This window comes from Brevibacillus sp. HB1.4B, assembly GCF_013284285.1.
In the GTDB taxonomy this organism is placed as follows: domain Bacteria; phylum Bacillota; class Bacilli; order Brevibacillales; family Brevibacillaceae; genus Brevibacillus; species Brevibacillus porteri.
In genome coordinates, this window is record NZ_JABSUT010000004.1 from 66159 (window position 1) to 92147 (window position 25989).

The 25989-nt window shown below is 48.4% G+C and carries 23 protein-coding genes and 1 riboswitch; of the genes, 16 read left to right on the plus strand and 7 right to left on the minus strand.

Features of this window, described 5'->3' with window-relative positions; translation table 11 throughout:
• Nucleotides 1-41: 41 nt before the first annotated feature.
• Nucleotides 42-602, minus strand: a complete 561-nt coding sequence (locus HP398_RS11005) for a hypothetical protein (RefSeq protein WP_017249696.1) — start codon at nt 600-602, stop codon at nt 42-44.
• Between the two features lie 206 nt (nt 603-808).
• Between HP398_RS11005 and HP398_RS11010 the strand changes: the two genes are divergently transcribed.
• On the plus strand, nt 809-1585 hold the full coding sequence (locus tag HP398_RS11010; RefSeq protein ID WP_017249697.1) for a DUF169 domain-containing protein: 777 nt from the start codon (nt 809-811) through the stop codon (nt 1583-1585).
• Here the strand turns inward: HP398_RS11010 and HP398_RS11015 are convergent.
• Both HP398_RS11015 and HP398_RS11020 read right to left on the minus strand, forming a co-directional pair.
• A complete protein-coding gene (locus HP398_RS11015; protein ID WP_173622571.1) occupies nt 1582-2103 on the minus strand; it encodes a DinB family protein in 522 nt (173 codons plus the stop codon). The two genes, HP398_RS11010 and HP398_RS11015, sit on opposite strands and share 4 nt — an antisense overlap.
• Before the next feature lie 65 nt (nt 2104-2168).
• Nucleotides 2169-3116 (minus strand): helix-turn-helix transcriptional regulator, encoded by a 948-nt coding sequence (locus HP398_RS11020; RefSeq protein WP_173622572.1) that lies wholly within the window; start codon nt 3114-3116, stop codon nt 2169-2171.
• Between the two features lie 136 nt (nt 3117-3252).
• Here HP398_RS11020 and HP398_RS11025 point away from each other — a divergent pair, with 136 nt between their 5' ends.
• The 6 genes from HP398_RS11025 to HP398_RS11050 all read left to right on the plus strand — a co-directional run bounded on the left by HP398_RS11025 (nt 3253) and on the right by HP398_RS11050 (nt 10183).
• Nucleotides 3253-4131, plus strand: coding sequence for a D-Ala-D-Ala carboxypeptidase VanY (locus HP398_RS11025; protein WP_017249700.1), 879 nt, complete (start codon nt 3253-3255; stop codon nt 4129-4131).
• A gap of 2 nt (nt 4132-4133) precedes the next feature.
• Nucleotides 4134-5186, plus strand: a complete 1053-nt coding sequence (vanG, locus tag HP398_RS11030) for a D-alanine--D-serine ligase VanG (RefSeq protein ID WP_173622573.1) — start codon at nt 4134-4136, stop codon at nt 5184-5186.
• 3 nt (nt 5187-5189) lie between these two features.
• Entirely contained in the window at nt 5190-5987 is a 798-nt protein-coding gene (locus tag HP398_RS11035; RefSeq protein WP_173622574.1) for a M15 family metallopeptidase, read from the plus strand.
• Nucleotides 5974-8127, plus strand: a complete 2154-nt coding sequence (vanT, locus tag HP398_RS11040; RefSeq protein ID WP_173622575.1) for a serine racemase VanT catalytic subunit — start codon at nt 5974-5976, stop codon at nt 8125-8127. The genes HP398_RS11035 and vanT overlap by 14 nt, the downstream gene beginning before the upstream one ends.
• A 42-nt stretch (nt 8128-8169) precedes the next feature.
• Entirely contained in the window at nt 8170-9261 is a 1092-nt protein-coding gene (locus HP398_RS11045) for a sensor histidine kinase (RefSeq protein WP_173622576.1), read from the plus strand.
• 274 nt (nt 9262-9535) lie between these two features.
• A complete protein-coding gene (locus tag HP398_RS11050) occupies nt 9536-10183 on the plus strand; it encodes a hypothetical protein (protein WP_173622577.1) in 648 nt (215 codons plus the stop codon).
• A gap of 135 nt (nt 10184-10318) precedes the next feature.
• On the opposite strand, the gene HP398_RS11055 is transcribed toward HP398_RS11050, so the two are convergent.
• Both HP398_RS11055 and HP398_RS11060 read right to left on the minus strand, forming a co-directional pair.
• Entirely contained in the window at nt 10319-11434 is a 1116-nt protein-coding gene (locus HP398_RS11055) for an aminopeptidase (protein WP_106834475.1), read from the minus strand.
• 96 nt (nt 11435-11530) lie between these two features.
• Complete coding sequence (locus tag HP398_RS11060) at nt 11531-12730, minus strand: iron-containing alcohol dehydrogenase (RefSeq protein WP_173622578.1); 1200 nt, start codon at nt 12728-12730, stop codon at nt 11531-11533.
• A 291-nt stretch (nt 12731-13021) separates the two neighbouring features.
• Here HP398_RS11060 and purC point away from each other — a divergent pair, with 291 nt between their 5' ends.
• The 7 genes from purC to purN are packed head-to-tail and all read left to right on the plus strand — an operon-like array spanning nt 13022 to nt 19979.
• Complete coding sequence (gene purC, locus HP398_RS11065) at nt 13022-13741, plus strand: phosphoribosylaminoimidazolesuccinocarboxamide synthase (protein ID WP_173622579.1); 720 nt, start codon at nt 13022-13024, stop codon at nt 13739-13741.
• Nucleotides 13734-13982: a phosphoribosylformylglycinamidine synthase subunit PurS gene (purS, locus tag HP398_RS11070; protein WP_007717324.1), complete on the plus strand. Its 249-nt coding sequence runs from the start codon at nt 13734-13736 to the stop codon at nt 13980-13982. The genes purC and purS overlap by 8 nt, the downstream gene beginning before the upstream one ends.
• A 4-nt stretch (nt 13983-13986) precedes the next feature.
• Entirely contained in the window at nt 13987-14679 is a 693-nt protein-coding gene (gene purQ, locus HP398_RS11075; protein ID WP_017249709.1) for a phosphoribosylformylglycinamidine synthase subunit PurQ, read from the plus strand.
• A complete protein-coding gene (gene purL / locus HP398_RS11080; protein ID WP_017249710.1) occupies nt 14660-16903 on the plus strand; it encodes a phosphoribosylformylglycinamidine synthase subunit PurL in 2244 nt (747 codons plus the stop codon). Before purQ ends, purL begins: the two co-directional genes overlap by 20 nt.
• Entirely contained in the window at nt 16888-18306 is a 1419-nt protein-coding gene (purF, locus tag HP398_RS11085; RefSeq protein WP_017249711.1) for an amidophosphoribosyltransferase, read from the plus strand. The genes purL and purF overlap by 16 nt, the downstream gene beginning before the upstream one ends.
• Before the next feature lie 30 nt (nt 18307-18336).
• A complete protein-coding gene (gene purM, locus HP398_RS11090) occupies nt 18337-19377 on the plus strand; it encodes a phosphoribosylformylglycinamidine cyclo-ligase (RefSeq protein WP_017249712.1) in 1041 nt (346 codons plus the stop codon).
• Nucleotides 19371-19979, plus strand: a complete 609-nt coding sequence (purN, locus tag HP398_RS11095) for a phosphoribosylglycinamide formyltransferase (RefSeq protein WP_017249713.1) — start codon at nt 19371-19373, stop codon at nt 19977-19979. The genes purM and purN overlap by 7 nt, the downstream gene beginning before the upstream one ends.
• 60 nt (nt 19980-20039) lie before the next feature.
• On the opposite strand, the gene HP398_RS11100 is transcribed toward purN, so the two are convergent.
• Together HP398_RS11100 and HP398_RS11105 are read right to left on the minus strand one after the other, a co-directional pair.
• A complete protein-coding gene (locus HP398_RS11100; RefSeq protein WP_173622580.1) occupies nt 20040-20975 on the minus strand; it encodes a magnesium transporter CorA family protein in 936 nt (311 codons plus the stop codon).
• Nucleotides 20976-21268: 293 nt separating this feature from the next.
• A riboswitch (M-box (ykoK) riboswitch) is annotated at nt 21269-21437 on the minus strand.
• A 119-nt stretch (nt 21438-21556) separates the two neighbouring features.
• Entirely contained in the window at nt 21557-23671 is a 2115-nt protein-coding gene (locus HP398_RS11105) for an EAL domain-containing protein (RefSeq protein WP_173622581.1), read from the minus strand.
• 170 nt (nt 23672-23841) lie between these two features.
• On the opposite strand from HP398_RS11105, the gene HP398_RS11110 reads away from it, so the two are divergent.
• On the plus strand, nt 23842-24219 hold the full coding sequence (locus HP398_RS11110; protein WP_017249716.1) for a hypothetical protein: 378 nt from the start codon (nt 23842-23844) through the stop codon (nt 24217-24219).
• 181 nt (nt 24220-24400) lie between these two features.
• On the plus strand, nt 24401-25951 hold the full coding sequence (purH, locus tag HP398_RS11115; RefSeq protein ID WP_173622582.1) for a bifunctional phosphoribosylaminoimidazolecarboxamide formyltransferase/IMP cyclohydrolase: 1551 nt from the start codon (nt 24401-24403) through the stop codon (nt 25949-25951).
• The last annotated feature ends 38 nt before the right edge of the window (nt 25952-25989 follow it).

The following is a 25989-nucleotide window of genomic DNA, read 5'->3' on the forward strand; positions in this document are numbered from 1 at the left end:
GCAACGGAGAACCCACTGTAAATGTAAAGGATTAGGGTGCGTCAATCATAGGTGAACGTAACGACCTGTTGCAGGCCTGGGTCCACTCCGATTGCCACATCATGTAAGCCATCTGTGTAATAAAAGTAACGCTTGGCGTCATTGGAATGAGCGTCAGAAGCTTTAACCAATTGGAAGTCGTTCGTCGCAAGCAGGTTTTTCGAGCGGATGAAATCGGATGCCGTCTTTTCCAAATCTGCTTCTGTCATCGTTTTTGTCGCCATTTCTCCGTTTATTCCAATAACGTCAATCGACAGAGAAAGGATTTGCTTTGATCTCGGTTCGATGATGGCGTGAAAGCCATGGACATCGCCACTCACGGGTTCGCGTTTCAGTACGGCGTGAACAGGGACTCCTCTGTATACCGAATTGGTTGGGTCCTCCAGCGTGATTTCCCGATCAGTCGTATCAACATCCATCTGATAATATTGTCTAACAGCGGCTGCAGCGATTTGCGCCGCTTCTTCTTTTCCGAGCCCTTGCACTGCATCTGGTGAGCTGGAGGAGCATCCCATTAACAGAAAGACGAGAAGCGCCGTGCCCAGCCATGTGAACTTTTTCATTGTGAACCCTCCAGCCATCCCAAGTCATACGTGTAATCTTTTTTTATCCTAACAGGGATTGTTTCGACTCCCTATCGATTAACCTTTCCATTACCTTACGATGTTGTAAGTTTTGAGAAAAATGTAGGGAATGACAGGACTTTGGGCAAAAAAGACGAAAAATTCGGAGTATGAGTGGTGTAAGTGAATACGAGGGGGCAAATGGAATGAACGCCATCGAGCTAAATCAAGCGCTTCAAATGTATGTGAGGACCGAGACCTTTCCTGTAGGAGTTAGCATCCGAAAAGAAGAAGCCGCTCTGCCGTCAAAGGCAAAGCGACCTGTTCGTGATCTGGGTTATCCGATTACCATTTGCCAAGCTGTCGGTTTTTCACGGCGTTATGGCTGGAGTATCGCGATGAATGGAGCCGATCTGTCCTGTCCGATCGCGCAGGTGGCTTTTGGCTATGAAGAGCAGCCTGCGTTTTATACAGAGGGGCATCTCGCCTGTGGGATGTATACAGATTCATTGGAAAATGGGGCGAAAAGCGAGCTGGATGTCCCGAAATTTTCAGCAGAAGAAAGCGGCTACTACGTATCATTTCCGCTGGAGCGGGCAGAGATCGAGCCAGATGTCGTCGTGATTTACGGCAATGCGGCACAAGTCATGCGATTGGTGGCGGGGATGCTGTACAAGCGTGGTGGATCGATTCCTTCCACCTTTTCCAGTCGGGCTGACTGTGCAGACATCGCAATCAAGCCGATCCAGACGGGACAGCCGCAAGTGATCGTACCGTGTTATGGAGACAGATTGTTTGCCCAGACACAGGATCACGAGATGGCCTTCAGCTTTCATTTTCGCGATGCCGCCGAGCTGGTGGAGGGATTAGTGGGAACGCAAAAAGGCGGAATCCGCTACCCGATTCCGTCCTTTTTGCGCTATCAGGCAGAGTTTCCGCCGACTTATCAGAAGCTTGCGGGGATGTTTGGAGAAAAAAATTAACCCTTCAGTCGGTTGAGCTGGAGTAGGTGATGGCGATAGTGCATTTCTACGACGGCAAACCATTCCTTTGCCGTCAGCGGACCGAAGGCTGGGTGAGCCACCGTGTGATGCGCAGGAATTTCGTCCAGAATCGGTTCCAGCTCTTTCATTTGTGTGAGTACGCTGATGAGTCCATCAATCAATTGCTCCTTGCTCTCTGGCTGTGCAGGTGTGTACTCCGGGGAGGCAGGGACTTTCACGCGAATAGGCGGCAAGGAGCCTTGAGCAAATATCGTCTGCCCGATCTCGGATTTTTCGGTACCTGCTTCTGTGACAGCAGGACCTCCTTGTCTACACTTCTCGATACTTCCCAGTTGAAAATACCGGGCAGATTGGATCAAGTGAAGGTACATTTGACCGATCGACCATTCCTCTTCACTTGGTTTTTGCAAGAGTTGTTCCATGGTGAAGCCTTCTAATTCATGCAGGTAGTGGTTTGTCACGTCTTCAAATTTGTTCACGATTTCCTTTGTATTCATGGGCGAATCAGCTCCTCTTGGTTTTCTTGTTTTTATCATAGTAGAAAGCTACTGACAGCAGTATGTCAGTAGCGTTCGAATAATTTTTTGGCTTCTTCTCGCATTCGGCTACGCAAGGATTCAGGCGTAAGAACAACCGCATCTGCCCCCAACCCAAGTACCCAAGACAATATTTCTTCGATTTTTCTGACGCGCAATCTGAGGAGAAAGCCGTCCGGATGCTCCGTAATCTCTTCTATATAAAAATAGCCCGATTCTTTTACCCGATCAGCGATAATTGCACTGATAACGATCTGCACCTCCAGGGACCGATCGTCGAGAGGCGTGTAATCATCAAAATGGAAATGGTCAGGGAGGATAAAGCGGTCTTCCAATACGATCAGGCCGCTCATGCGTGACAGGCGGAATCGACGAATATCCTGTCGCAGATCGCAATGAGCGAGAAGTATCCAAGAACCACGAACCAGCACCAGACCATATGGAGCAACGTCACGCACTGTCTCACGATCGTCATCATGCCCAGGTGTGCCCCTCCGATAGTGGAACCGTACCTTCCGCTCATTGATGATCGCATCGTGGAGGAGTTGTGCATGCGCCTTTTCCTGCTCGCGCAGATTGTTTGCTCTGGGGCTTATGAGGCGAAAGGTTGAACGGATACGTCTTGCTTGTTCACCTACATCCGTTGACAGGATTGCTTCTACTTTGCGCTGTACAGCTCTTGCACTATTGCCAAAGTTTTGGTCAAATACTTGCTCAACCATGTCTGCACCGATCAAGAGTGCAACGGCTTCTTCTACCGAAAAGCTGACGGGCGGCAGAAAATACCCTTCCATTAACGAATAGCCCTGCCCTGGTGCCCCAACGATGGGGACGCCTGCTTCGCTCAATGCCTGCATATCACGATAAATCGTCCGAACGCTCGTCTCGAAGGTCGCGGCCAAATCTTCTGCGCGCAACGTACCTTTGCGCTGCAGCTCCAGAACAATTGCCAACAAACGGTCTGTTTTGTTCATGCTCTGACCCCCTCTCTATCCAGCTAGCATCTTTATAAAAATGAATGGCCAACTTTAAAATTATTTTATATTTACCCTACTTTTTATTTTAACAGTTTTCCCTATCCTACATGTGTAAGTGAAGGAGGAACTGTAAATGAAAAAGAGGGTTTTTTGGCTTGTGATGCTTTTGCTGTTTGGATATATCGTGATTCAAAAAATAGCAGATGGACCACCTAATGTTGGGGGACACACTGAAACGTTGGGAGAGGCTACCGAGGTGGAGCACCAATCGATACAAATCACAAAAGATCAAATTTATCAAGGAGACCTTCTCTTGGTCAATAAAGAGTATCCGGTTCATGAGGCAGGGGTAAAAAACGATGTGGTTCGATTGTCTGAGAATGAAGAACTGTTACAAGGCTATCGTTTGCAAGATCAAAGAATCGAAGTGTCAGAGAGTGTAGCCAAAGAATTTTTGGAGATGATCAAAGCTGCGCAGCAAGATAACGTGAGCCACTTTATCCTGAACAGCGGTTATCGAGGCAAGGAAGAACAAGATCAGCTATATGCAGAAATGGGGCCAGCGTATGCGATGCCGAGCGGTTATAGCGAACATAATGTAGGCTCCGCGCTTGATATTGGATCGACGCAAATGAAAATGGAGCGCGCTCCTGAAGGCAAGTGGTTGGAAGATTATTCATGGAAATACGGTTTTATTTTGCGCTACCCAAAGGACAAGGTAGCCATTACAGGAACGGAATTCGAGCCTTGGCATTTCCGATATGTTGGCTTGCCGCATAGCGCGATCATGAAGCAGAATAACTTTTCGCTCGAGGAATACCTGGATTACCTAAAAGACGAAAGAAGCATCTCCGTGACAAACGATGGGAAGATCTATGAAATTAACTACTACCCTGTCGATCAAGAGATGACGCTCAAAGTACCGATTGCTCGCAACTATGAGATTTCGGGTGACAATATGGGCGGCGTGATTGTAACAAGCTACGTGAACAAAGAAAGAAGGAGTGAATGAGTATGAAGAAATTGACTGTAGCGATATTGTTTGGGGGATGTTCTTCGGAGTATGAAGTATCTCTTAAATCTACGAGTTCGGTGCTGGAGAGTTTGTGTCTGGAAAAGTATGAGGTGATTTTGCTAGGAATTACGAGGGAAGGGCAATGGCTGCGATATACCGGCAACATCGAAAGCATTCGGAATGACAGTTGGCATCAAAGTGAGAAGTGCGTGCCTGCCTTTCTCTCTCCTTGCAGACAGATGCGGGGAATTGTTACACAGGAGAACGGTGCCATGATGATCACGCAGGTTGATGTGGCGTTCCCAATTTTGCATGGCAAAAACGGAGAGGATGGAACGGTGCAAGGGCTGTTGGAGCTCGCCGGAATTCCGTTTGTCGGTTGTCAGACACTATCCTCTGCGATTTGTATGGACAAGGATATCGCTCACACGCTGGCGGCAAGCTCCGGTGTAAAAACACCAAGATCCGTTACCGTTTATCCAAATACTGATCTTGCCACTGTTCAATCTGCCACTGAAGCACTGGAATTCCCTTTGTATGTCAAACCTGCAAAGGCAGGGTCCTCCATTGGGATTACAAAGGCATACAACACGCAAGAATTGGTTTTCGGTATAGAAAACGCCCTTCTGCATGATGACAAAGTAGTCATCGAGGAAAACATCGTGGGATTTGAGGTCGGCTGTGCGGTACTAGGAAATCGTGAGATCCTTGTGGGAGAAGTGGATGAAATCGAGTTGCTCCAAGGCTTTTTCAATTATACGGAAAAGTACTCATTGGAGACTGCCCACATCCACGTCCCAGCAAGAATTGACGAAGAACTCGCTGCAAAAATCAAGCAAACAGCCACCCATCTCTATCAGGTTTTAGGTTGTCGTGGTTTTGCTCGCGTAGATATGTTTGTCACGCCAGACGGAGACATTGTGTTTAACGAAGTGAATACAATCCCCGGCTTTACCTCGAAAAGCAGATATCCAAGCATGCTGCGTGCAGCGGGAATTTCCTATAAAGAGCTTCTTGATACGTTGATTATGCTAGCGTTGGAGGAGGACTAATCGATGACACAACTTCACGTCTCTACGATTTCTTTGAACAGCGAAAATCTGCATCACGGGCATCTGATTCTGGTGAATCGCCAGTACCCGATCCGCTGGCAAACAGACGACAGTATTTTACTAAACCGCATGAGGCTGATTGATGGAACACACAACCATATTATGCTGGAAAACACGGCTGCGAAGATGCTTGCCAAGCTGCTGAAAGCCTGTAACGCACAGCAGACAATCGTGCCAGTCAGTGGCTTTCGCAGCAAGGCCGAACAAACGGATATCTATGATCAATCCTTGCTCGAAAATGGACAGGTGTTTACCAGTAAATTTGTAGCACGTCCGAATGAAAGTGAACATCAGACCGGGCTTGCGATTGATGTAGGGGAAAAGAAGGAAGAGATCGATTTTATTTGCCCTTCTTTTCCCGATCATGGCGTATGCCGAATGTTTCGCCAACGTGCCAGTCAATATGGGTTTATCAAACGCTACGACAAAGACAAGGAACAGCTGACAGGCATTTCGGATGAGCCGTGGCATTTTCGATATGTGGGCTATCCGCATGCCGTTTTAATGGAAAAGCTTCAGCTCTGTCTGGAAGAGTATATCGAGTATGTGAAAAACTACGAATTCCATCAGGAGCATTTGCTAGTGGATGAAGAGAGCATTGAAATCTACTATGTAAAAGCTACCGATACTGTTACGCACATCCCGGTTGTGGATGGTGAGAGATACGAAATATCGGGCAACAATGTGGATGGATTTATCATTACGGTGTTTCATCAGGAGGCACGTAATGAACGTGGGTAGTGAAAAGCAGTATGGTGGGCTGGATCAATTCCGAATCATCGCAGCGATCCTTGTCATCGCAATCCATACTTCTCCTCTGCTGTCCATAAGCGAATGGGCTGACTTTACACTGACACGAACAATAGCCAGGGTGGCGGTTCCGTTTTTCTTTATGTGCACAGGATTTTTCTTCTTGCAAAAGCTTGGCACAGATCGCAACAGAAATGCGTACTTGCTGAAGCCGTTTTTATGGAAAGTAGGAAAGCTATATTTGCTTTCGATTCTTCTCTATCTTCCAGTGAATGTGTACGCAGGCTATTTTACGGATCAATTGACCGTGTTTTCGGTGGTAAAAGACCTCCTTTTTAACGGGACCCTGTATCATCTGTGGTATTTCCCAGGCATCATGCTGGGGGTGTGTATCAGTACCTTTTTGTATACAAGACTATCCGCATGGAAAACGTTTTGGGTGACCATGCTGCTGTATGGCATCGGGCTGTTGGGAGACAGTTACTTTGGATTTGCCCAGATGAATCCGTATGTGGATAGTTTCTATCAAACGATGTTTACCCTGTTTGATTACACGCGGAACGGTATTTTTTTTGCCCCGGTTTTTGTAGTCATGGGAGGGATGATTGCCAATACTCGCAGACGGAAAAAGAAAAAGGTTGCACCGTATGCCATCGGGTTTGTTTTGTTCGGAAGCATGTTAGTTATAGAAGGCTTGCTTTTACACGCTTTTCAGCTGCAACGCCATGACAGTATGTATATTTTTTTGATACCGTGCATGTATTTTCTTTTTCAACTTCTGTTGTTCTGGAAAGGCAGAAATCGCCCAGCCTTACGAAAGCTGAGTCTGTATGTTTATGTCATTCATCCGCTATGTATTGTGCTCATTCGCGCGGCGGCCAAAGTAACGGGACTGACATGGCTACTTGTTGAAAACAGCTTGGTTCATTTTACGCTAGTCACGGTGCTGTCGTTTGTTTTTTCTGTGATGGCGATGAAGGTGATCCAGCGCTTTCGAGGTGAGAAATCGGATCAAACAGGACGGGCATGGGCGGATATCCATCTTCCTCATCTCCAACATAATGTCAGGGAAATCCAGCGGGTTCTCCCGAAGGATTGTGCGGTGATGGCAGTCGTGAAGGCGCAGGCATATGGTCACGGCGGGTGGCAAGTCGCGAGGTATTTAAACAAGCTCGGGATTGATCACTTTGCTGTTGCCACAATCGATGAAGGAATCGAGCTAAGAAAGAAGGGCGTAAAAGGGGAGATCCTGGTGCTTGGCTATACCGATGAGCAACGGATACACCAAATCGCCCGTTTCAGACTGACGCAAACCGTAGTAGATGACGAATATGCCCAAAAACTGAATAGCTACAACGTGAAAATCCCTGTTCATATCAAGATCGACACGGGAATGGGGAGACTCGGAGAATCTTGGGAACACACGGAAAAAATTGCGGCTATGTATCGCTATAAAAATTTGCAGGTATGCGGTACCTTTACGCATCTGAGTGTGGCTGACAGTTTGGAAGCTTCGGATATCGCATACACGAAAAATCAAATTGCTCGTTTCCAGAAAGTGATCGAGCAGTTGAAAGAAAAGGGAATCGATCCACAGAAGCTACACGTCCAAAGCAGTTACGGCGTGCTCAATTATGGGGAGCTGCAATACGATTATGCTCGGATTGGGATTGCTCTCTACGGAATGTTGAGCAAGCAGGGAGACACGGTAAAAACAAGCGTCGACCTACGTCCTGTGTTATCACTAAAAGCAAGAGTTGTGCAGGTGAAACAGTTGGAAAAAGGAGCCTCCGTGGGCTATGGCCGAGCTTACACAGCACAGCAAGACAGTAAGGTTGCCATCGTATCTATCGGGTATGCTGACGGGGTTCCACGTATGCTGTCTCAAGCGGGCGCTACCTGCTTGATCAGAGGAAAAAGGCGACCGATTATTGGCTTTGTCTGCATGGATCAACTCATTGTAGATATTACAGATATGGAAGAGGTGCAAAAAGGGGATGTGGTGACCTTTATCGGCAGAGATCAAGAAGAGGGTATCACTGCCGAGGAAATGGCCCTTCCATGTAAAACCATTACGAACGAACTGGTTAGTCGTTTGGGAGAACGTGTCAAAAGAGTCTATCATGATTGAGCACTGGACGGAAGCGAGTATAGGGAGTGGTTCATTTTTTCCATGATGAAGAGGAGATATAGCTTTCGTTCCAAAATGATTGAGCTTCTTGGGTTTGGCATGCTTTTGGCCGGTCTCGTAACCTATCTGCTCTATAAAGTGCTCCAGTTTTACTATCGGGCGGAGGTCAAGTACGAAGATCCGCTTGCCCTGGTTCGCCGTTACATCAAGGAAATGGGAGATATCAATTTCTTTTTGCTTGTTTTTGCTCCCATTGCGATCTTGTTGTTCTATCTCCTAACCAAACGGTATGTTGGCTATTTTCAGGAGATTTCCAAAGGCATTCATTATCTGGCAAATGGAGATTTTACGCACAATGTGCATATTTCTTCCCATGATGAGTTCGCAGATATCGCCAAGGATATCAATCTGGCAAGTGAAATGCTGCAAAAGGCGGTAGAAAGAGGAGACTTCGCGGAAAGCAGCAAGGATCAGCTTGTTTTGAATCTGGCACACGATTTACGCACACCACTGACATCCGTGCTGGGTTATTTAGATTTAGTTTTACGAGACGAGCAGATGCCACAAGAACAGATGCGGCATTATGCGACGATTGCTTTTACCAAGTCGCAACGATTGGAAAAGTTGATTGATGAGCTGTTCGAAATTACGAGAATGAATTACGGCATGGTCAACATCGAGCAAAAGGTCATTGATTTGAGTGAATTGCTGGTTCAGTTAAATGAAGAGATGTATCCTTCCTTTGAGAAAAATGAGCTGGTCGCACGGTGTACGATTGCTGCTCAATTAGTGATCGTGGGAGATGGAGAGCTGCTGGCGCGCGTATTTGAGAATATCCTGACCAATGCGATACGCTACGGGGGAGATGGCCATTTTATCGATTTGAACGCTTACCGGGAGGGCGATGAAGTAGTTGTTCAAATCATGAATTACGGTGACCAGATACCTGAAGAGGCGCTGCCGCATATTTTTGAAATGTTTTTTACGGGCGACAAAGCGCGAGCTCATCAAGGGGGAGGCACTGGACTCGGCTTGTTTATTGTAAAAAATATCGTTGAGAAGCATCGGGGAACGATTTCTGTTCAAAGTGATGTGATTCGAACGTGTTTTGAGGTGCGGTTGCCGTATGGATGAAATATGCCAAAGAACAACTCTCGTACCGAATTCTATTTCAAGCAATAGGTATATAAACTTCCAGCATAAATAAAAAATGGAGACGCTTCAAAGTCTCCATTTTTTTATTGCAGATATTATCTATCAACGACAAATGGAATTCCTCATTCATGGAGATCTAAATTCCGATTGGCGTGCGCAACTATTTACCGTATTTTGGTAGAATGTTCCTATAACTATACCGTGGGTTGACTCATTGTATGTCTTCGAAACAAATTAACTTTGGGGGTTAGTTATGAATAAATACACATGGACATTGATAGGTGCGGTAATTGTTGCTGGAATATCATTGGCTACTTGGGCTGGGGCCATTAACCAAGGGGATAAGGAAGCACTACATGCATATAAAAAGATGGAACAGGCACGTAACCAAGAGAACCAACCCTTAAGCAAATCGAGTAGTAATGTAACCCTGTCAGACTTTTCGATTCAGGGAGCTGTTTTACCAGAAGCGGATAAAATACGTAAATACAACGATACGAATATGCAAGGACTACTATCTTCAACGGATGAAAAACTTTCGTTCATTATGGAAGAGGATGAAGTAAAAGGTATCGTTATAGCAACAGATAAAGAGCCAATCATGGCTGGTGGTGAAAAAAGTGGCCCTGAATTGTTTGACCTTTACGAGAACATTAAAAATACACTCGAGAAAGATGTAAACATTACGTACGTTAGTTATTCAGGTGGGTTTATTTTCGTTGCAACTGATAGTGAAGGTGAGGAAAGCTTGTGGCTCGATCAACGTGCGTCTACATTCTTAGATCTTCCTTCGCACAAGCAACTCAAATCTGAAGAAGTTGTAGAAAAAATTCGAGAAGGTGCGGAATCGGTGAATGAAGAAAAGACAAACCAACTAGAAATGGGAAGTAAATCTGAATAAATGAAATGCATTTTACTTTGGAACAGCAATAGTGGCTGTTCCTTTTTGCGTATAAAGCTAGCTGTTGGCTTTTCACAGAGATAGAAAATGGGCTAGGGAACCTCATTCCCTAACCCATTTTTTCATTCATTTCAATTAAATCAAATTCTCCGGGTTCAAGCCTTCCAGCTCTGGCAATACAAAACGACCGTCTTTTCTGATCAGCACATCGTCAAACCAGATTTCGCCGCCGCCGTATTCAGGGCGTTGGATTTGGACCAAGTCCCAGTGAATGGAGGAGCGGTTGCCGTTGTCTGCTACTGTGTAAGCATTTCCTGGCGTGAAGTGGAAGCTGCCCGCGATTTTCTCGTCAAACAGGATGTCCAGCATCGGGTGGAGGATGTGCGGGTTGAAGCCGATCGCGAATTCTCCGATATAGCGTGCGCCCTCGTCAGTGTCGAGGATGTCGTTCAATGCTTTTGTATTGGAGCTGGTCGCTTCCACGATTTTGCCTTCTTTGAAAGTGAACTGAACATCATTGAAGGTAATGCCGTTGTAGATCGATGCCGCGTTGTAGAAAATCGTTCCTTCAACGGAATCGCGCACAGGAGCGGTGTATACTTCGCCATCCGGGATATTGCGCTTGCCGTCACATTTGATGGCATTGATTCCTTTAATGGAGAAGCGCAGGTCTGTTTTTGGACCGACGATGCGTACACGATCGGTGCGCTCCATCAGCTCTTTCAACGGAGTCATGGCAGCGGACATTTTTGCGTAGTCCAGATTGCAGACGGAGAAGTAGAAGTCCTCAAAGCCCTCGAGACTCATTTTGGACAGCTGCGCCATCGACTTGTTCGGGTAGCGCAGTACAACCCAGCGTTTGTTCGGAACGCGCTCGTTCGTATGTACAGGTTGATACAGGACGCGAGCGTAAATGCCCATTTTGTCTTCCGGTACGTCGGCATACTCGTTGATGTTGTCGTAAGCGCGGATGGCGATGTAAGCGTCCATGTCTTTCATCCGGTCATACTCGTATTTTGCCATTAGGGCCATGTGTTCTTCGCTCGTGCCTTGATAGAGTGCACGCATGACTTCCTGATCTTTTAAGGTGACCAAAGGCAGAGCCCCAACTGCAAATGATTCACGCACAAGTGCACGAACGAGTTCAGGTTGCAGGCCTGTATTTTCGATCAGAACTTTTTCGCCTTTTTGCAAATGGAGCGAGTAACGGACGAGACGGCTTGCCAGTTCATTAATGCGTGGATCTGCCATAGGTGGTAACCTCCGTAGTAAAATAATTTTGATTAATGATTAATTTGTATTATTACACAACTAAACGAGGGCTCGCCAGTGTGTTTGATGCTTCGATTACAGGCAAGCCTCGTAGATCGCGATCACATCAGATTCATTCAATTTTCGTGAGCTAGGCAGATACCCGATTCCGCGTCCGCCGATGCGAACTGCTTCTTCAGCCATTTGTGCCAACGATTGTTGGGTCACGCCGAAGTCAGACAGACGTTCTGTGATTCCCATGCGCTCATACCAACGGCGAACGGCTTCAATCGTTGCTCGTGCTGCTTCGCCCTCGTCCTCCACGGTAACGCCAAAGCAATGACGTCCCATACGGGCTAGTCTCTCGGGACGGTCTTGCAAAATCACCTGTTCAAAATAAGGAAGGGACAGGATCGCCAGTCCCCGACCGTGAGCCATATCGTAGATTCCGCTCAGCGGATGTTCAACACCGTGCAACGGCATACCAGCACCACGACCACCAGCGGCGAATGGACTGATGCCCAGCGTGCTCGCCCACAAAAGGGTGGATCGTGCTTCTGCATGGTCTGGTTGCTGAATCGCTGTGATGGAGTGCTCGACGACGAGACGAATGAGTGTTTCGGAAATACCGTCCTGAACGTGGGTTCCTTCTGCGCTGATCAAGTAGTTCTCAAACAGATGCGAAAAGATATCGGCGCAAGATTCCGCTGTGACACGAGCAGGAACGGTAAAGGTGATAGACGGGTCAAGAATGGCAATCTTCGGGTAAAGTGCTGGACCGTTGATCGAAGATTTTTCATGCGTGTCCCAATGAGTCAGGACGCTGATATGGTTTGCTTCCGAACCTGTAGCGGCTACTGTCGGGACGGTCATGATCGGCAGTGCTTCCTGAACGGGTACCAGCAATTGACCAGAGCCGCTCGGATTTCCTCGCATGTAATCGTAAATCGGGCGTCCGGAAACCGCTGCCGCCGCAATCGCTTTGGAGGCATCCATCACGGAGCCGCCACCGATAGCCAGGATGAAGTCACACTGATGCTCACGAGCAAGAGCAGCTCCAGCATCAACCGTTGCCGTACGTGGATTCGGTTCGATTTTGTCAAAAACAAGATACGCCACCTGAGCTTCCTGCAATAGAGCCTTGGCGCGGTCCAAAAGTCCTGTACGCTTGGCCGCATTGCCGCCTGTGACGAGCAATGCTTTTTGGCCCATCGATTTTGCTTCTTGGCCCAAACGTTCCAGTTCGCCCATGCCAAAGTAAATTTTGGTAGGAAAAGACACTTCAAATGGAAACATCTGAAATTCCTTCTTTCACGTATTGGTTGTACCAACGACAAGTTTACCATAAACAAAAGAGAAGAGTCTGCTCCGTGGGCGGGCTCTATGTGCATATGAGGTAGTTTGAATAATGAGTTTGCGAATGTTAGTGAGGTTGAGAAGAAAAATATAGTGTAAATCCCGAACGTTTGTCGAAGTGTATTCCATCATTTTTCGTTGATAAATGCGTATGTTTGTGTTTTAATGTAGTTGAAACGTTCGTGAATTAACCGAAACTCAACCTTTTTGACTGGGAAGGTGACTCCTACGGTGGAAAAACAGGAACAACTCTACGAAGGTAAGGCAAAACGTATTTATCGGACATCTTTGCCTGATCAGTACTGGGTAGAGTACAAAGACGACGCAACAGCATTTAATGGAGAGAAACGGGCGCAAATCACCGGAAAAGGTGAGCTGAACAATCGCATTACGGCAATCTTTTTCACCATGCTGAAGGAGCGGGGCATCGACAACCATTTTGTCCGTCTGCTGTCCGCCACAGAGCAAGTTGTTCGCAAAGTGGAGATTATCCCTTTGGAGGTAGTCGTTCGCAATATCGCAGCAGGCTCATTGGCCAAGCGTCTTGGCATGGAAGAAGGAACTGTGCTTCCGCAGCCCGTTGTCGAGTTTTACTACAAGGATGACGCACTGGGAGATCCATTGGTGAATGCCTCCCATATCAAAGTGTTGGGGATTGCGAGTGAGAGTGACCAAGCGACATTGGAGCGCATGGGTCTTGCTGTAAACGAGGTCCTCGTGCCTTACCTGCGCGAGCGCAACATTACTTTGGTCGATTTCAAACTGGAATTCGGAAAAACAACGGACGGGGAGATTCTCCTCGCCGATGAAATATCCCCGGATACATGCCGTTTCTGGGATTCGGTAACAAATGAAAAGCTCGACAAAGACCGCTTCCGCCGCGATTTAGGCAATGTGGAGGAAGCTTACAAAGAAATGCTTACGAGACTAGGAGGAGACGTACATGTTTAAAGCTGTTGTTTATGTAACATTGCGCGAGAGTGTTTTGGACCCGCAAGGACACGCTGTAAAAGGTGCTCTGCACACCTTGGGTTTTGATGAAGTAAACAATGCGCGCATCGGGAAGTACATGGAGCTGGAATTGAACACTTCTGACCGTGCGCAAGCAGAAGAACGTGTACGTGAAATGTGCGAAAAGCTGCTGGCCAATACGGTGGTAGAAGACTATCGCTTTGATATCGTGGAGGGCTAAGGACATGCGAGTAGCCGTTATCGTCTTTCCAGGCTCGAATGCCGACATTGATTTGTTTAACGCAGTTGAAGATGTAATGGGAGTGCCAGTGGATTACGTATGGCATTCCGATACGGATCTTTCTAAATATGATGCGATTCTCTTGCCAGGCGGATTCTCTTATGGAGATTATCTGCGCTGTGGTGCAGTTGCTCGTTTTTCACCCGTCATGGAGCAAGTGGTGAAGGCAGCAGAAGAAGGCAAGCTGATCATGGGAATCTGCAACGGCTTCCAGATCCTGACCGAGGTCGGGCTGTTGCCAGGAGCACTCTTGCGCAACCGTTCACTGAAATTCCGTTGCAAGCTGTCCGAATTGCGTGTGGAAAACAACGATACCTCCTTTACCCGTGATTTCGCGGCAGGGGAAGTCATCCAAATTCCGATCGCACACGGCGAAGGAAACTACTACTGTGATGAAGAAACGCTGGCGAAGCTAAAAGCGAACAAGCAGATCGTTTTCCGCTATCATGGCGAGAATCCGAATGGCTCACTGGAAGATATCGCAGGCATTTGCAACGAACGTGGAAACGTACTTGGCATGATGCCTCACCCGGAGCGTGCCGTCCACTCATGGATGACTTCCGATGACGGACGCCGCATGTTTACTTCGATCCTGAAGACTTGGAGGGAGCAGAACAGTGTCACAACTCACGCATAAAGAACCGACAGCCGAACAAATTGCCGATCAAAAACTATACAAAGAAATCGGTCTGACTGACGAAGAATATCAGCGTGTCGTAGAAATTCTCGGCCGCAAGCCGAACTGGACCGAGACTGGTCTCTACAGTGTCATGTGGTCGGAGCACTGCTCCTACAAAAACTCCAAGCCTGTCCTGCGTCGTTTCCCGACAAAAGGACCTCGCGTTTTGCAAGGACCAGGGGAAGGTGCGGGTATTGTCGACATCGGTGACAATCAGGCGGTTGTTTTCAAAATCGAAAGCCATAACCACCCATCTGCGATCGAGCCGTACCAAGGGGCTGCGACTGGCGTGGGCGGTATTATCCGTGACGTATTCTCGATGGGCGCGCGTCCGATTGCGCTGCTCAACTCGCTTCGATTCGGGGAGCTCAAGTCTCCTCGTGTCAAATATTTGTTCGAAAACGTCGTTGCAGGTATCGCAGGCTACGGGAACTGCATCGGGATTCCGACTGTGGGTGGCGAAGTGAATTTCGACCCTACGTATGAAGGCAATCCGCTTGTCAACGCTATGTGCGTCGGCTTGATCGACCACGAAAAGATTCAAAAAGGGGTAGCGTCCGGTATCGGCAACCCTGTTATCTATGTTGGTTCCAGCACAGGGCGCGACGGTATTCACGGGGCGACCTTTGCGTCTGAGGAGCTCACCGAAGAGTCGGAGAAAAAACGCCCGGCGGTACAAGTCGGCGATCCATTCATGGAAAAGCTCCTGCTGGAAGCGTGCCTGGAGTTGATCGACACGGGTATCGTTGTCGGCATTCAGGACATGGGAGCGGCTGGTTTGACCAGCTCCAGCTCCGAGATGGCGTCCAAGGCGGGCAATGGTATCGAAATGAATCTGGACCTGGTGCCACAGCGTGAAGCTGGCATGTCTGCATACGAAATGATGCTGTCTGAATCGCAGGAGCGTATGCTCGTCGTCGTGGAAAAAGGTAAAGAGGCAGAAGCGATCGCGATTTTTGACAAATGGGGTCTGGCGTCCGCGGTAGTTGGAAAAGTAACGGCAGACAGCAAGCTGCGCCTATTGCATCAAGGTGAAGTAGTAGCCGAAGTGCCAGTAGACAGCTTGGCAGATGATGCGCCTGTTTACCATCGTCCATCTGCGGTGCCAGCTTACTACGAAGCAAACGCGAATGTAGATGCAGCGGCTGCAATCAGTGAACCGAAAGATCTGAATGTTACGCTGAAAAGCTTGCTGGCTCAGCCAACAGTGGCGAATAAAGCGTGGGTATATGAGCAATATGATCACATCGTGCGTGCAAACACAGCTGTAAAGCCTGGTTCTGACGCTGCTGTTGTCATGGTGCGCGGTACTCGCAAGGCTCTTGCCATGAGTACGGATTGCAACGGTCGCTATGTATACCTCGATCCAAAAGTGGGCGGTGCCATTGCGGTTGCAGAATCTGCGCGCAACGTCGTCTGCTCCGGTGCAGAACCGCTGGCGATTACGGACTGCTTGAACTTCGGAAGCCCGGAAAAGCCTGAGGTGTTCTGGCAATTTGAAAAATCGTGCGAGGGCATGAGCGAAGCGTGCGTAGCACTCGATGCTCCGGTCATCGGCGGAAACGTATCCTTTTACAATGAGCGCAGCGGTGACGCGATCTATCCAACCCCAACGGTGGGAATGGTCGGCTTGATCACTGATGTTGACCATATTACGACGCAGGATTTCAAAAATGAAGGCGACGCGATCATCCTGTTGGGTGAGACCTTCGCTGAGTTGGGCGGTAGTGAGTATCAAAAGATGGCTACCGGCAGCATTTCCGGACGTCCTCCACAAATCGATCTGACCAAGGAAGCGGCAGTACAAAAGCTGGTTCTCACAGCGATTCGCCAAGGTCTGGTGAACTCCGCACACGATCTGTCCGAAGGCGGTCTGGGTGTTGCGCTGGCTGAATCTTGCTTCGGCAAAGGCTTCGGTGCGCAGGTGGCTCTTACGTCCGAGCTGCGTACTGACGTGCTCTTGTTCAGTGAATCTCAATCTCGCATCTTGCTCAGTGCTTCTGGGGAGAAAGCAGCGGCGATTCTCGCATTGGCAGGTGAACATGGCGTACCTGCTGAAAACATCGGTACGGTCGGCGGCAATCGTCTGGTAGTAAACGTGAACGGTACAGAAGCGATCAACGCTTCGACTCAAGAGGTGAAAGCAGCCTGGAAGGATGCGATTCCATGTTTGATCGGCTAATCTGGGACAAATTGAACGAAGAATGCGGCGTCTTTGGCATCTACAACCACAAAGAAGCATCCCAATTGACCTATCTGGGTCTGCACGCCCTTCAACATCGCGGTCAGGAGAGCGCAGGTATCTGCGCCTCCGACGGCGAGAAATGGTATAAGCACCGCGGAATGGGTCTTGTGTCAGAGGCTTTTGGCAAGGGCGATCTGGAGAAGTTCAGCGGTCATATCGCGATTGGTCATACCCGTTATACGACTGCTGGTTCGAGCAAGATTGAAAATGCCCAACCGCTCTTTTTCCGCTATGCGCAAGGCAGTATGGCTGTTGCCCACAACGGAAATCTCGTGAATGCCGCCGTGCTTAGAAAAGAGCTGGAAGCAAAAGGCTCCATTTTCCAGACGACCAGTGACACAGAAGTGATCGCACATCTAATCGCCCGCTCTGAGTGCAAGGATTTGCCGGGAGCGGTAAAGGACGCCCTGCAATACATTAAGGGAGCGTATGCCCTTCTCGTCATGAACGAGAATCAGCTCGTGATCGCCCTCGATCCGAATGGCTTGCGTCCGCTGTCATTGGGACGACTCGGAGATGCGATCACTGTCGCGTCCGAGACTTGTGCGTTCGATATCATTGGCGCCCAATATTGGCGTGACGTGCAACCGGGTGAGCTGATCGTCATCGACAAGGATGGCATTACCGAAAGCAAGTTTACCGAAACGACACAACGTTCGATTTGTACGTTTGAATACATTTATTTTGCCAGACCAGACAGTGACATCGACGGAATCAATGTCCACATGGCGCGCAAACGTCTGGGCAAGCAACTGGCATTGGAATCCGCGATTGATGCGGATGTCGTCACAGGTGTACCGGATTCGAGTATCTCTGCTGCTATCGGATTTGCGGAAGCGACAGGAATTCCGTACGAAATCGGCTTGATCAAAAACCGCTATGTCGGACGTACCTTCATTCAGCCGAGTCAGGAGCTGCGCGAGCGTGCTGTCTATCTCAAGCTGTCTGCGGTTCGCAAGGTAGTGGAAGGCAAGCGCGTAGTTATGATTGACGACTCCATTGTTCGTGGTACGACGAGTAATCGGATCGTTCGCATGCTGCGTGAGGCTGGCGCCAAAGAAGTGCATGTGCGTATCAGCTCTCCGCCTGTTATGAATTCTTGCTTTTATGGCATCGACACCTCGTCGCGTGAGGAACTGATTGCATCGACCAAATCCGTAGAGGAAATTCGTCAAATCATTGAGGCAGATTCGCTGTCGTTCTTGTCTGTTGAAGGAATGATCGATGCGATTGGCCGCACCGATTCGGCTCCTAATAGAGGACACTGCCTCGCATGCTTTAACGGAGAATATCCGACTGAGATTGAATTCGAAGAAGCGCTTCCTGCGCTCAAATGCTAATACAAGCACCTCTTGCTAGGGGGAGAAACGATGAGTGAAGCATATAAACAAGCTGGTGTAGACATCGACGCGGGCAACGAAGCCGTCGAACGCATGAAAAAGCACGTCAAACGAACATTCCGCCCGGAAGTTATGACGGATTTGGGCGGGTTCGGAGCGCTGTTTCGCCTGGATACCAAAAAATACGAGAAACCGATTCTCGTTTCTGGCACAGATGGAGTAGGAACCAAGCTGAAGCTCGCTTTTGCCATGGACAAACACGATACAATCGGCATCGATGCTGTCGCTATGTGCGTCAATGACGTAGTGGTTCAAGGGGCAGAGCCGCTCTTTTTCCTCGATTATCTGGCAGTAGATAAGGTCATTCCGGAAAAAATCGAAGCGATTGTCAAAGGGATCGCGGAAGGCTGCTCCCAGTCTGGCTGCTCGCTGATTGGTGGGGAGACTGCCGAGATGCCTGGCATGTACGCAGAAGGCGAATACGACATCGCAGGCTTCACCGTAGGTGTCGTGGACGAGAGCAAAATGATTACGGGAGCGTCCGTGGCGGCAGGCGATGTACTGATTGGTCTGGCTTCCAGCGGCGTGCACAGCAACGGTTTCTCGCTCGTTCGCAAGGTTCTTTTGGCAGACAAAGGCATGTCCCTGCATGATCATGTTGACGTATTAGGCAAAAAGCTCGGCGAAGAGCTGCTGACACCGACCCGCATTTACGTGAAGCAAGTGCTATCCGTTCTTGAGTCACATGAAGTGAAAGCTCTGGCACACATCACAGGCGGCGGCTTTACTGAAAACATTCCACGCGTGCTTCCAGAAGGAATGCAGGCTGTGATCAACGTTGGTTCCTGGCCGGTGCTGCCGATCTTCGAGCTGGTACAGGATGCAGGTAACATTTCATATCCGGATATGTACAAAACGTTCAACATGGGCGTTGGCATGATGCTTGTCGTGAAGCCAGAAGACGCAGTGAGTGTGATGGAAAAGCTGCAAGAGCTGGGAGAACAGGCGTATTTGATCGGACATATTCAAGCGGGAGAGCGCAAAGTCGTATACAACGGGGTGGAATGGTGAGAAAGCTGGCCATTTTCGCCTCAGGCAGCGGCTCCAACTTTGAAGCGATCGTGCAGGCTGTACAGGACGGCAAGCTCCCAGGTGTAGAAGTTGCCTTGCTCGTGTGCGACAAGCCTGGCGCCAAGGTTTTGGAACGGGCAGAGCGTTTAGGGATCGACACCTTTGTTTTTCAACCGAAGGAGTATGCAGACAAGGCTGCGTTTGAGCAGGAAATAGTGGCGCAGCTCCAAAAACGCGATATATCGCTGGTTGTGCTGGCAGGCTACATGCGGTTGGTGGGCGACACTCTTTTGTCTGACTACGAAGGAAAAATCATCAATTTGCATCCGTCGCTTTTGCCTGCTTTCCCAGGAAAAGACGCGATTGGTCAGGCACTCGCATACGGGGTAAAGATAACGGGGGTAACGGTACATCTGGTTGATGCCGGTCTGGATACAGGGCCGATCATTGCCCAGATTCCCGTAGCGGTGCAAGATGCAGATACGGCTGAGACTTTGGCGGCTCGTATCCATGCCGTGGAGCATGAGCTTTTGGTAAAGGTCATTGGCTATTTAGCAGAAGAGAGAGTGAAGCTGGAAGGAAGGCTTGTCCAGCTGACGTAAATCGAGAGATAAAGGAGAAACCGACATCCTTTTATGATGTCGGTTTTTTGGTCATCTGTTTTAGAAATACTTCTTTCTCCAAAACAGGAGGGCTGTTACGGACGTAATAGCAGTGGACATGACCATAATGATCGTGAATGCGTGCGGATGATCCTGTAAAGGAAGCGGGACGTTCATGCCATAAAAGGTGCCGATCACCATAGGTAAGGTGATGACGATGGTAATGGCGGTCAACAGCTTCACTACGCGATTCAGATTGTTGGAGATGACGGAGCCAAAGCCATTCATGATGTTCCCTAAAATGGCGGTATAGATTTCCGTCATTTTGATGGCCTGCTTGGTTTCGATTTTTACTTCTTCCAGCAGTTCCTTATCTTCTTCGTACATTTTCAAATAACTGCCGCTCCGAAGCAGGGAGATCAACAGACTGTTCGTTTCCAGGGACGTCGAAAAATAAACGAGGCTTTTCTGCAATTCTAGCAAGGTAAGCAGTTCATTGTTTTTCGTCGATTGTCGCAACGATTTTTCCATCGTTTCTGTCTGCTTGTTGATTTTTTTCAAGTAATGCAAATAATCATGCGAAGTATTCGATAAAATTTGCAGGACGAACCGGTTTCGCATGTGCGTGTGAAAGTTTTTCACTTTCCCTTTGACGAACTCTTTCATGACAGCTGTTTCTACCAGGCAAACGGTTAAGATATAATCTTCCATCACCATAATTCCCAACGGAACCGTCGTATAGTGGTCCTTCGTCGCTTCCTTCGTGGAGATCGGAATGTCCACGTAGAGCTTCACGCGGTTTCCTTCCTTGTCGATCCGTCCGATTTCTTCGTCATCAAGGGCATCCTGCAAAAAATGAAGATCAATCGACAACTCCCTGACGACTTGTTGCTTTTCTTGCTCAGAAGGATCGGTCAGATGGATCCAGCAGCCTTTTTCAAATTGATGTAGTTCTTCTATTTTTCCCATGGTATTCGTTTTGTAAATGTTCAACATGGTTTTCTCATCCTTTCGCAAATAAGGATCGGAGGGATACGACCATGTTGCGCAAGCATGTCTACATAAAGTTACTTACATACACTCGTCCCATAAAAAGGGAGAATGTCAAATAAGGTATGGGGAACATGCCGCAGCGCCACAAGGCCGGAAAATTCTCCGTACACAATCTTGATTGCAGTTATTCATTCGGTACCTTGGACTACTGTCCATTAAAACGTTCCCCCCTTTCAAAATAAAAACCCTCTAGCGGGAATCTAGAGGGTTAGAAAAGTGCACAAAATAACACCACTTTTTCTCCCCCTACCAGAGCTTTGGCACTATACAACGTAAAGGAAACATTCCTTAGCCACCTTAAGAAAAGCCTTAGTTCGGCAGTTCCTGTTCTACCCATTGGCATCTTTCGATATTTCCGGGCAGTGGCCTATGTTTGTATAGGAGCCTCACCTAACGAGGATGAATGATTGACTTTGTCATCGTATTCTTGGCACCAATATTTGTCAATCATGTTTTCTCGTCCTACATGCATGTTATTCATGTCCTTTCATACGGTGTCGGCTTCTAACTATGACCGACTCACCCTATTTTGCTGCGAGGTTTGCCAACAACCACTCACATTCGGTTGCTGAAATAGGTTTGCTGAAAAAATATCCCTGGAAGGTGCTGCAGCCAAGTGAGCGTAAAAATTCCAGCTGCGCTTCTGTCTCCACGCCCTCGGCTACTAGAGAAAGACTCAAGCTATGTGCCATGGCAGCAATCGCGGACACGATGGACGTGTTGGTGGGCATGTTACGCATGAAAGACTGATCGATTTTCAAAGAGTTGATCGGGAGCGACTGCAAGCAACTTAACGAGCTATAGCCTGTCCCGAAATCATCGATGGAAATATGGATCCCCATGTCTTGAAGTGCCTGAAGACGCGGGATGACTGTATCGAGTCGATGCATGGCAATGCTCTCGGTAATTTCAAGCTCAAGGTAAGCAGGGGCGAGACCTGTCTTCTGCAACGTTTGCTGGACCATAGTCACCAGATGCTTGTCTTGCAACTGGCGCATGGACAAGTTCACGGCGAGACGTACAGGTGGCAAGCCTTGCTGCTGCCATTCCACGCATTGTTGGCAGGCCTTTTCCAGCACCCATTGACCGATTGGGATGATCAAGCCCGTTTCCTCGGCTAGGGGAATGAAATCAAGAGGGGACACAATTCCGTATGCAGGATGCTGCCAACGAATCAAGGCTTCCAGGCCGACAATCTTTTCATGATCGTACTGCGGCTGGTAATGTAGCTGAAACTCGTTGTGATCCAATGCGGTTCGAAGACCGGCTTCCAGCATCATTTTTTTGGCGAGAGCAATATTCAGTTCGGGGCAAAAAAACTGATAGTTGTTTCTGCCGTGTTCCTTGGCTTGGTACATCGCTGTGTCCGCATTTTTTATTAAGGTTTCAGCGTCAGTTCCATCTTGAGGGAAGAGACTGATGCCCATACTGGTAGTGACCACGAAGCTTTGGTTGCCCAAAAAGATCGGCGAGATGAGCTTTTGCATGAGCTTTTCAGCAAAATGCATCGCTTCATCGTGAGCCATTCCTGGCAGGATGATGGTAAATTCGTCCCCGCCTAGACGGCAAACGGTGTCATGAGGACCGACGCTGTCTCGCAAGCGCTCGGCAACTTGCGTAAGCAGATGATCCCCGGTGGAATGGCCGAGTGTATCGTTAATGTATTTGAAGCGATCCAAGTCCAGAAACAGGATCGCAAGCGGTTGTGCTTGGTGAGAGGCATGGAGTAGCGAATCTTCCAGCTTGCTTTGGAATAAGGAGCGATTGGGCAGACCTGTCAGTGTATCATGGTAGGCAAGGTAGTGAATCATTCTCTCGGTTTCTTTGCGCTTGGTAATATCTTTGGCAATGACAAAATAGCCGACATTGGTCTCGTTTACGACAATAGGGACGACGGTGGCGTTTAGCTCAATGCGCGTTCCATTTTTATGGAGCACAGACAGATCGTAATTATCGGATACGCCTTTTTGTGTATGACGTGACATGGAGAGGACGCGCTTGACGCCTTCTCTGTCCAGTAACTGTTGAAAGGACTGGTTGCGAAGATCGTTCAGGCTGTAACCAGTGACGACTTCAAACGCCGGATTCAGATTCAAGAACTTGCCTGCTAGATCCAGCCAGCACACGATGTCCGGGTTGTGCTCAAACAGTGATTTGTAGCGCTGCTCGCTAACCTCCAGCCGTTGCTCAGCCCATTTACGCTCCGTAATATCGTGTGTAACGATCAGGGCACCAACAGGTTCACCAGATGCTTGGGTGAGGAGCTTCCCATTGGCTACGAGAATCGAAACGGCTTTTCCACTCGGTTGTGTCCATAATTCCTGGCCATTGACGATTTCCCCGCGTAATACTCGAACAGACGGCAACTCCCCAAAAGCTATAGGAGTAATGCCGTCTGGATGATAAAAGGCAGAAGAGCCGTATGTTTGCTCGTGCAGATTTATCGCTTCGGACATGCCGAAGTGTTTGGCAGCTTTGTTGAAAAAAAGGACATTGCCGTCAAGCCCGTAAACAGTCACCCCTGCTTCCATATGCTCCAAGATTGGTTGTAAAAGGGTTTCATGTAGGGTAGAGGACGACAAGCCACCCAAAGAACCGTCAACAGGCGGAGAAAACAGAGAATTTCGAATAAAGTTCATATGGGCCCCCGGACTGTTGGATTTTGTTGGTATCATTTAAATGTTATATGAAACTGAAAATCATTGTCAATATTTGGACAGCGTTCCTTCCTCCGCGAATCATGACAAACCAAATCAACTCTTGTGACATACAGTAAGAGAGGGATATTCCCACAAAGGGAGGGGCCGACTTGAGCGGAGATTTTGTTTCGAACTTGCTCGATAAGCTAAGCCAAAAAACAGGGCGGCAATGGACGCTTAACGATATTATGAAGCTAGCGGAAAAAATGCCGAAGGGCGGAGCCAATGTAGATGCACTGCTCGATGAGTTGGGAAACATGGGATTCGAAGTGCCAGAGGAGACGAAAGAGCGCGTCAGGGATCGTGTAAAGGACGGCGAATCCATCTCTATGGAAGAGTTAGGGAACTTAATGCCCAAAGAAGTAAAGGCGAAGAGCCGCAAGTCGAAGAAGCCGATCAAGCCAATCAGGGCGAATGCCAAAAGCAAATCAGTCTCACTGTCAGGTCGCATTAAAAAGCTATCAGGCAAAGGCAAGAAAAAACGATAACTTTATCAAAGCAAATGCAGGTGTATGCAGTCGCAAGTGCCGAACAGGCATGGGCGGCTGCGTTTGTTTTCCTGACGAAGTTGTTGATAATAGCGTACAATTATTTTATAATATATAAGTATTGTTCGTGTTTTGGTCAATAGTTACCCATGTTTTCACTAAAATTCAGGAGGTTCTATCCGTGAGTGTGAAAAAAGCGTTGATCAGCGTTTCTGACAAGACAGGATTGATTCCGTTTGCCCGTCGATTGGTAGCCGCCGGGGTACAGATCATTTCTACCGGGGGTACGGCTTCTCTCTTAAAAGCAGAGGGAGTTCCCGTCATTGGCATTTCTGAAGTGACTGGATTTCCAGAAATTCTGGACGGTCGCGTCAAAACGTTGCATCCTAATATCCACAGCGGCCTCTTGGCTGTAAGGGACAGTGAAGCACATGTACAGCAACTAAAAGACCTTGGGATTGAAACCATTGATCTGGTTGTCGTGAACCTTTATCCTTTCAAGGAAACGATTGCGAAGCCAGACGTGACATATGAAGATGCCATTGAGAATATTGATATTGGTGGACCAACGATGCTGCGCTCTGCTGCGAAGAATCATGCGTTCGTCAGTGTCGTAGTCGATGCAGCCGATTACGAAAAAGTAGCAGAAGAAATTGAGGCAAATGGCGATACTACGCTAGAAACCCGTCGCAAGCTAGCTGCAAAAGTATTCCGTCATACGGCTGCCTATGATGCCTTGATCTCTCGCTATTTGAGTGAGCAGGTGGGCGAACTGTTGCCTGAGAGCTACACGGTGACTTACGAGAAAGCACAAGATTTGCGCTATGGGGAAAATCCACATCAACGTGCGGCATTTTACCGTGAGCCGTTATCGGATCAGTTGAGCATCGGGAATGCTAGTCAACTGCAAGGAAAAGAGCTTTCCTATAACAACATCAATGACGCAGATGCAGCGTTGGCGATTGTACGCGAATTCGCTGAACCTGCTGTCGTTGCGATCAAACACTCCAACCCTTGTGGAGTAGGGATCGGTACTGATATTCGCGCCGCTTACCAAAAAGCGTACGAAGCAGACCCTGTCTCTATTTTCGGTGGGATCGTGGCTGCAAACCGCTCGATTGACCGTGACACCGCACTCGCGATGAAAGAGATTTTCCTGGAAATTATCATTGCACCAGACTTCACCGAAGAGGCGTTGGCTGTTCTGGCTGAGAAAAAGAACCTGCGTCTCTTGCGTATTCCTGCGCTGAATGAACCAGCCAAAAAAGTGGACAATCTGTTCCGCGTGGCTCCTGTTGCAGGCGGGGCACTCATTCAAGACTTCGACTACAAGCAGCTCGAAGAAAGCGAGATTCAAGTGGTCACAGACCGTAAGCCTTCGGAAGAGGAGCTGTCACAGCTGAAATTCGCCTGGAAAGTCGTCAAGCACGTCAAATCGAATGCGATTCTCTTGGCAAAAGACAATATGACCATCGGCGTGGGTGCAGGTCAGATGAACCGCGTTGGGGCAGCGAAAATCGCCATCGAGCAAGCAGGTGCATTGGCAAGTGGCGCGGTTATGGCTTCGGATGCCTTTTTCCCGATGGGAGATACCGTGGAAGCGGCAGCCAAAGCAGGGATTACCGCTATCATCCAGCCAGGCGGCTCCATTCGCGACCAAGAATCGATTGATGCTTGCAACCGAGCGGGCATTACGATGATCTTTACCGGCACTCGTCATTTCAAGCACTAAAAGAGGCTATTTGGGAGTAACGTTCGCTTTTTTATCAC

Excerpts from the sequence above, each read along its gene's own strand:
- HP398_RS11005 (WP_017249696.1), bottom strand. The coding sequence starts at position 602 with ATGAAAAAGTTCACATGGCTGGGCACGGCGCTTCTCGTCTTTCTGTTA.
- HP398_RS11010 (WP_017249697.1), top strand. The coding sequence starts at position 809 with ATGAACGCCATCGAGCTAAATCAAGCGCTTCAAATGTATGTGAGGACC.
- HP398_RS11015 (WP_173622571.1), bottom strand. The coding sequence starts at position 2,103 with ATGAATACAAAGGAAATCGTGAACAAATTTGAAGACGTGACAAACCAC.
- HP398_RS11020 (WP_173622572.1), bottom strand. The coding sequence starts at position 3,116 with ATGAACAAAACAGACCGTTTGTTGGCAATTGTTCTGGAGCTGCAGCGC.
- HP398_RS11025 (WP_017249700.1), top strand. The coding sequence starts at position 3,253 with ATGAAAAAGAGGGTTTTTTGGCTTGTGATGCTTTTGCTGTTTGGATAT.
- vanG (WP_173622573.1), top strand. The coding sequence starts at position 4,134 with ATGAAGAAATTGACTGTAGCGATATTGTTTGGGGGATGTTCTTCGGAG.
- HP398_RS11035 (WP_173622574.1), top strand. The coding sequence starts at position 5,190 with ATGACACAACTTCACGTCTCTACGATTTCTTTGAACAGCGAAAATCTG.
- vanT (WP_173622575.1), top strand. The coding sequence starts at position 5,974 with ATGAACGTGGGTAGTGAAAAGCAGTATGGTGGGCTGGATCAATTCCGA.
- HP398_RS11045 (WP_173622576.1), top strand. The coding sequence starts at position 8,170 with ATGATGAAGAGGAGATATAGCTTTCGTTCCAAAATGATTGAGCTTCTT.
- HP398_RS11050 (WP_173622577.1), top strand. The coding sequence starts at position 9,536 with ATGAATAAATACACATGGACATTGATAGGTGCGGTAATTGTTGCTGGA.
- HP398_RS11055 (WP_106834475.1), bottom strand. The coding sequence starts at position 11,434 with ATGGCAGATCCACGCATTAATGAACTGGCAAGCCGTCTCGTCCGTTAC.
- HP398_RS11060 (WP_173622578.1), bottom strand. The coding sequence starts at position 12,730 with ATGTTTCCATTTGAAGTGTCTTTTCCTACCAAAATTTACTTTGGCATG.
- purS (WP_007717324.1), top strand. The coding sequence starts at position 13,734 with ATGTTTAAAGCTGTTGTTTATGTAACATTGCGCGAGAGTGTTTTGGAC.
- purQ (WP_017249709.1), top strand. The coding sequence starts at position 13,987 with ATGCGAGTAGCCGTTATCGTCTTTCCAGGCTCGAATGCCGACATTGAT.
- purF (WP_017249711.1), top strand. The coding sequence starts at position 16,888 with ATGTTTGATCGGCTAATCTGGGACAAATTGAACGAAGAATGCGGCGTC.
- purM (WP_017249712.1), top strand. The coding sequence starts at position 18,337 with ATGAGTGAAGCATATAAACAAGCTGGTGTAGACATCGACGCGGGCAAC.
- purN (WP_017249713.1), top strand. The coding sequence starts at position 19,371 with ATGGTGAGAAAGCTGGCCATTTTCGCCTCAGGCAGCGGCTCCAACTTT.
- HP398_RS11100 (WP_173622580.1), bottom strand. The coding sequence starts at position 20,975 with ATGTTGAACATTTACAAAACGAATACCATGGGAAAAATAGAAGAACTA.
- HP398_RS11105 (WP_173622581.1), bottom strand. The coding sequence starts at position 23,671 with ATGAACTTTATTCGAAATTCTCTGTTTTCTCCGCCTGTTGACGGTTCT.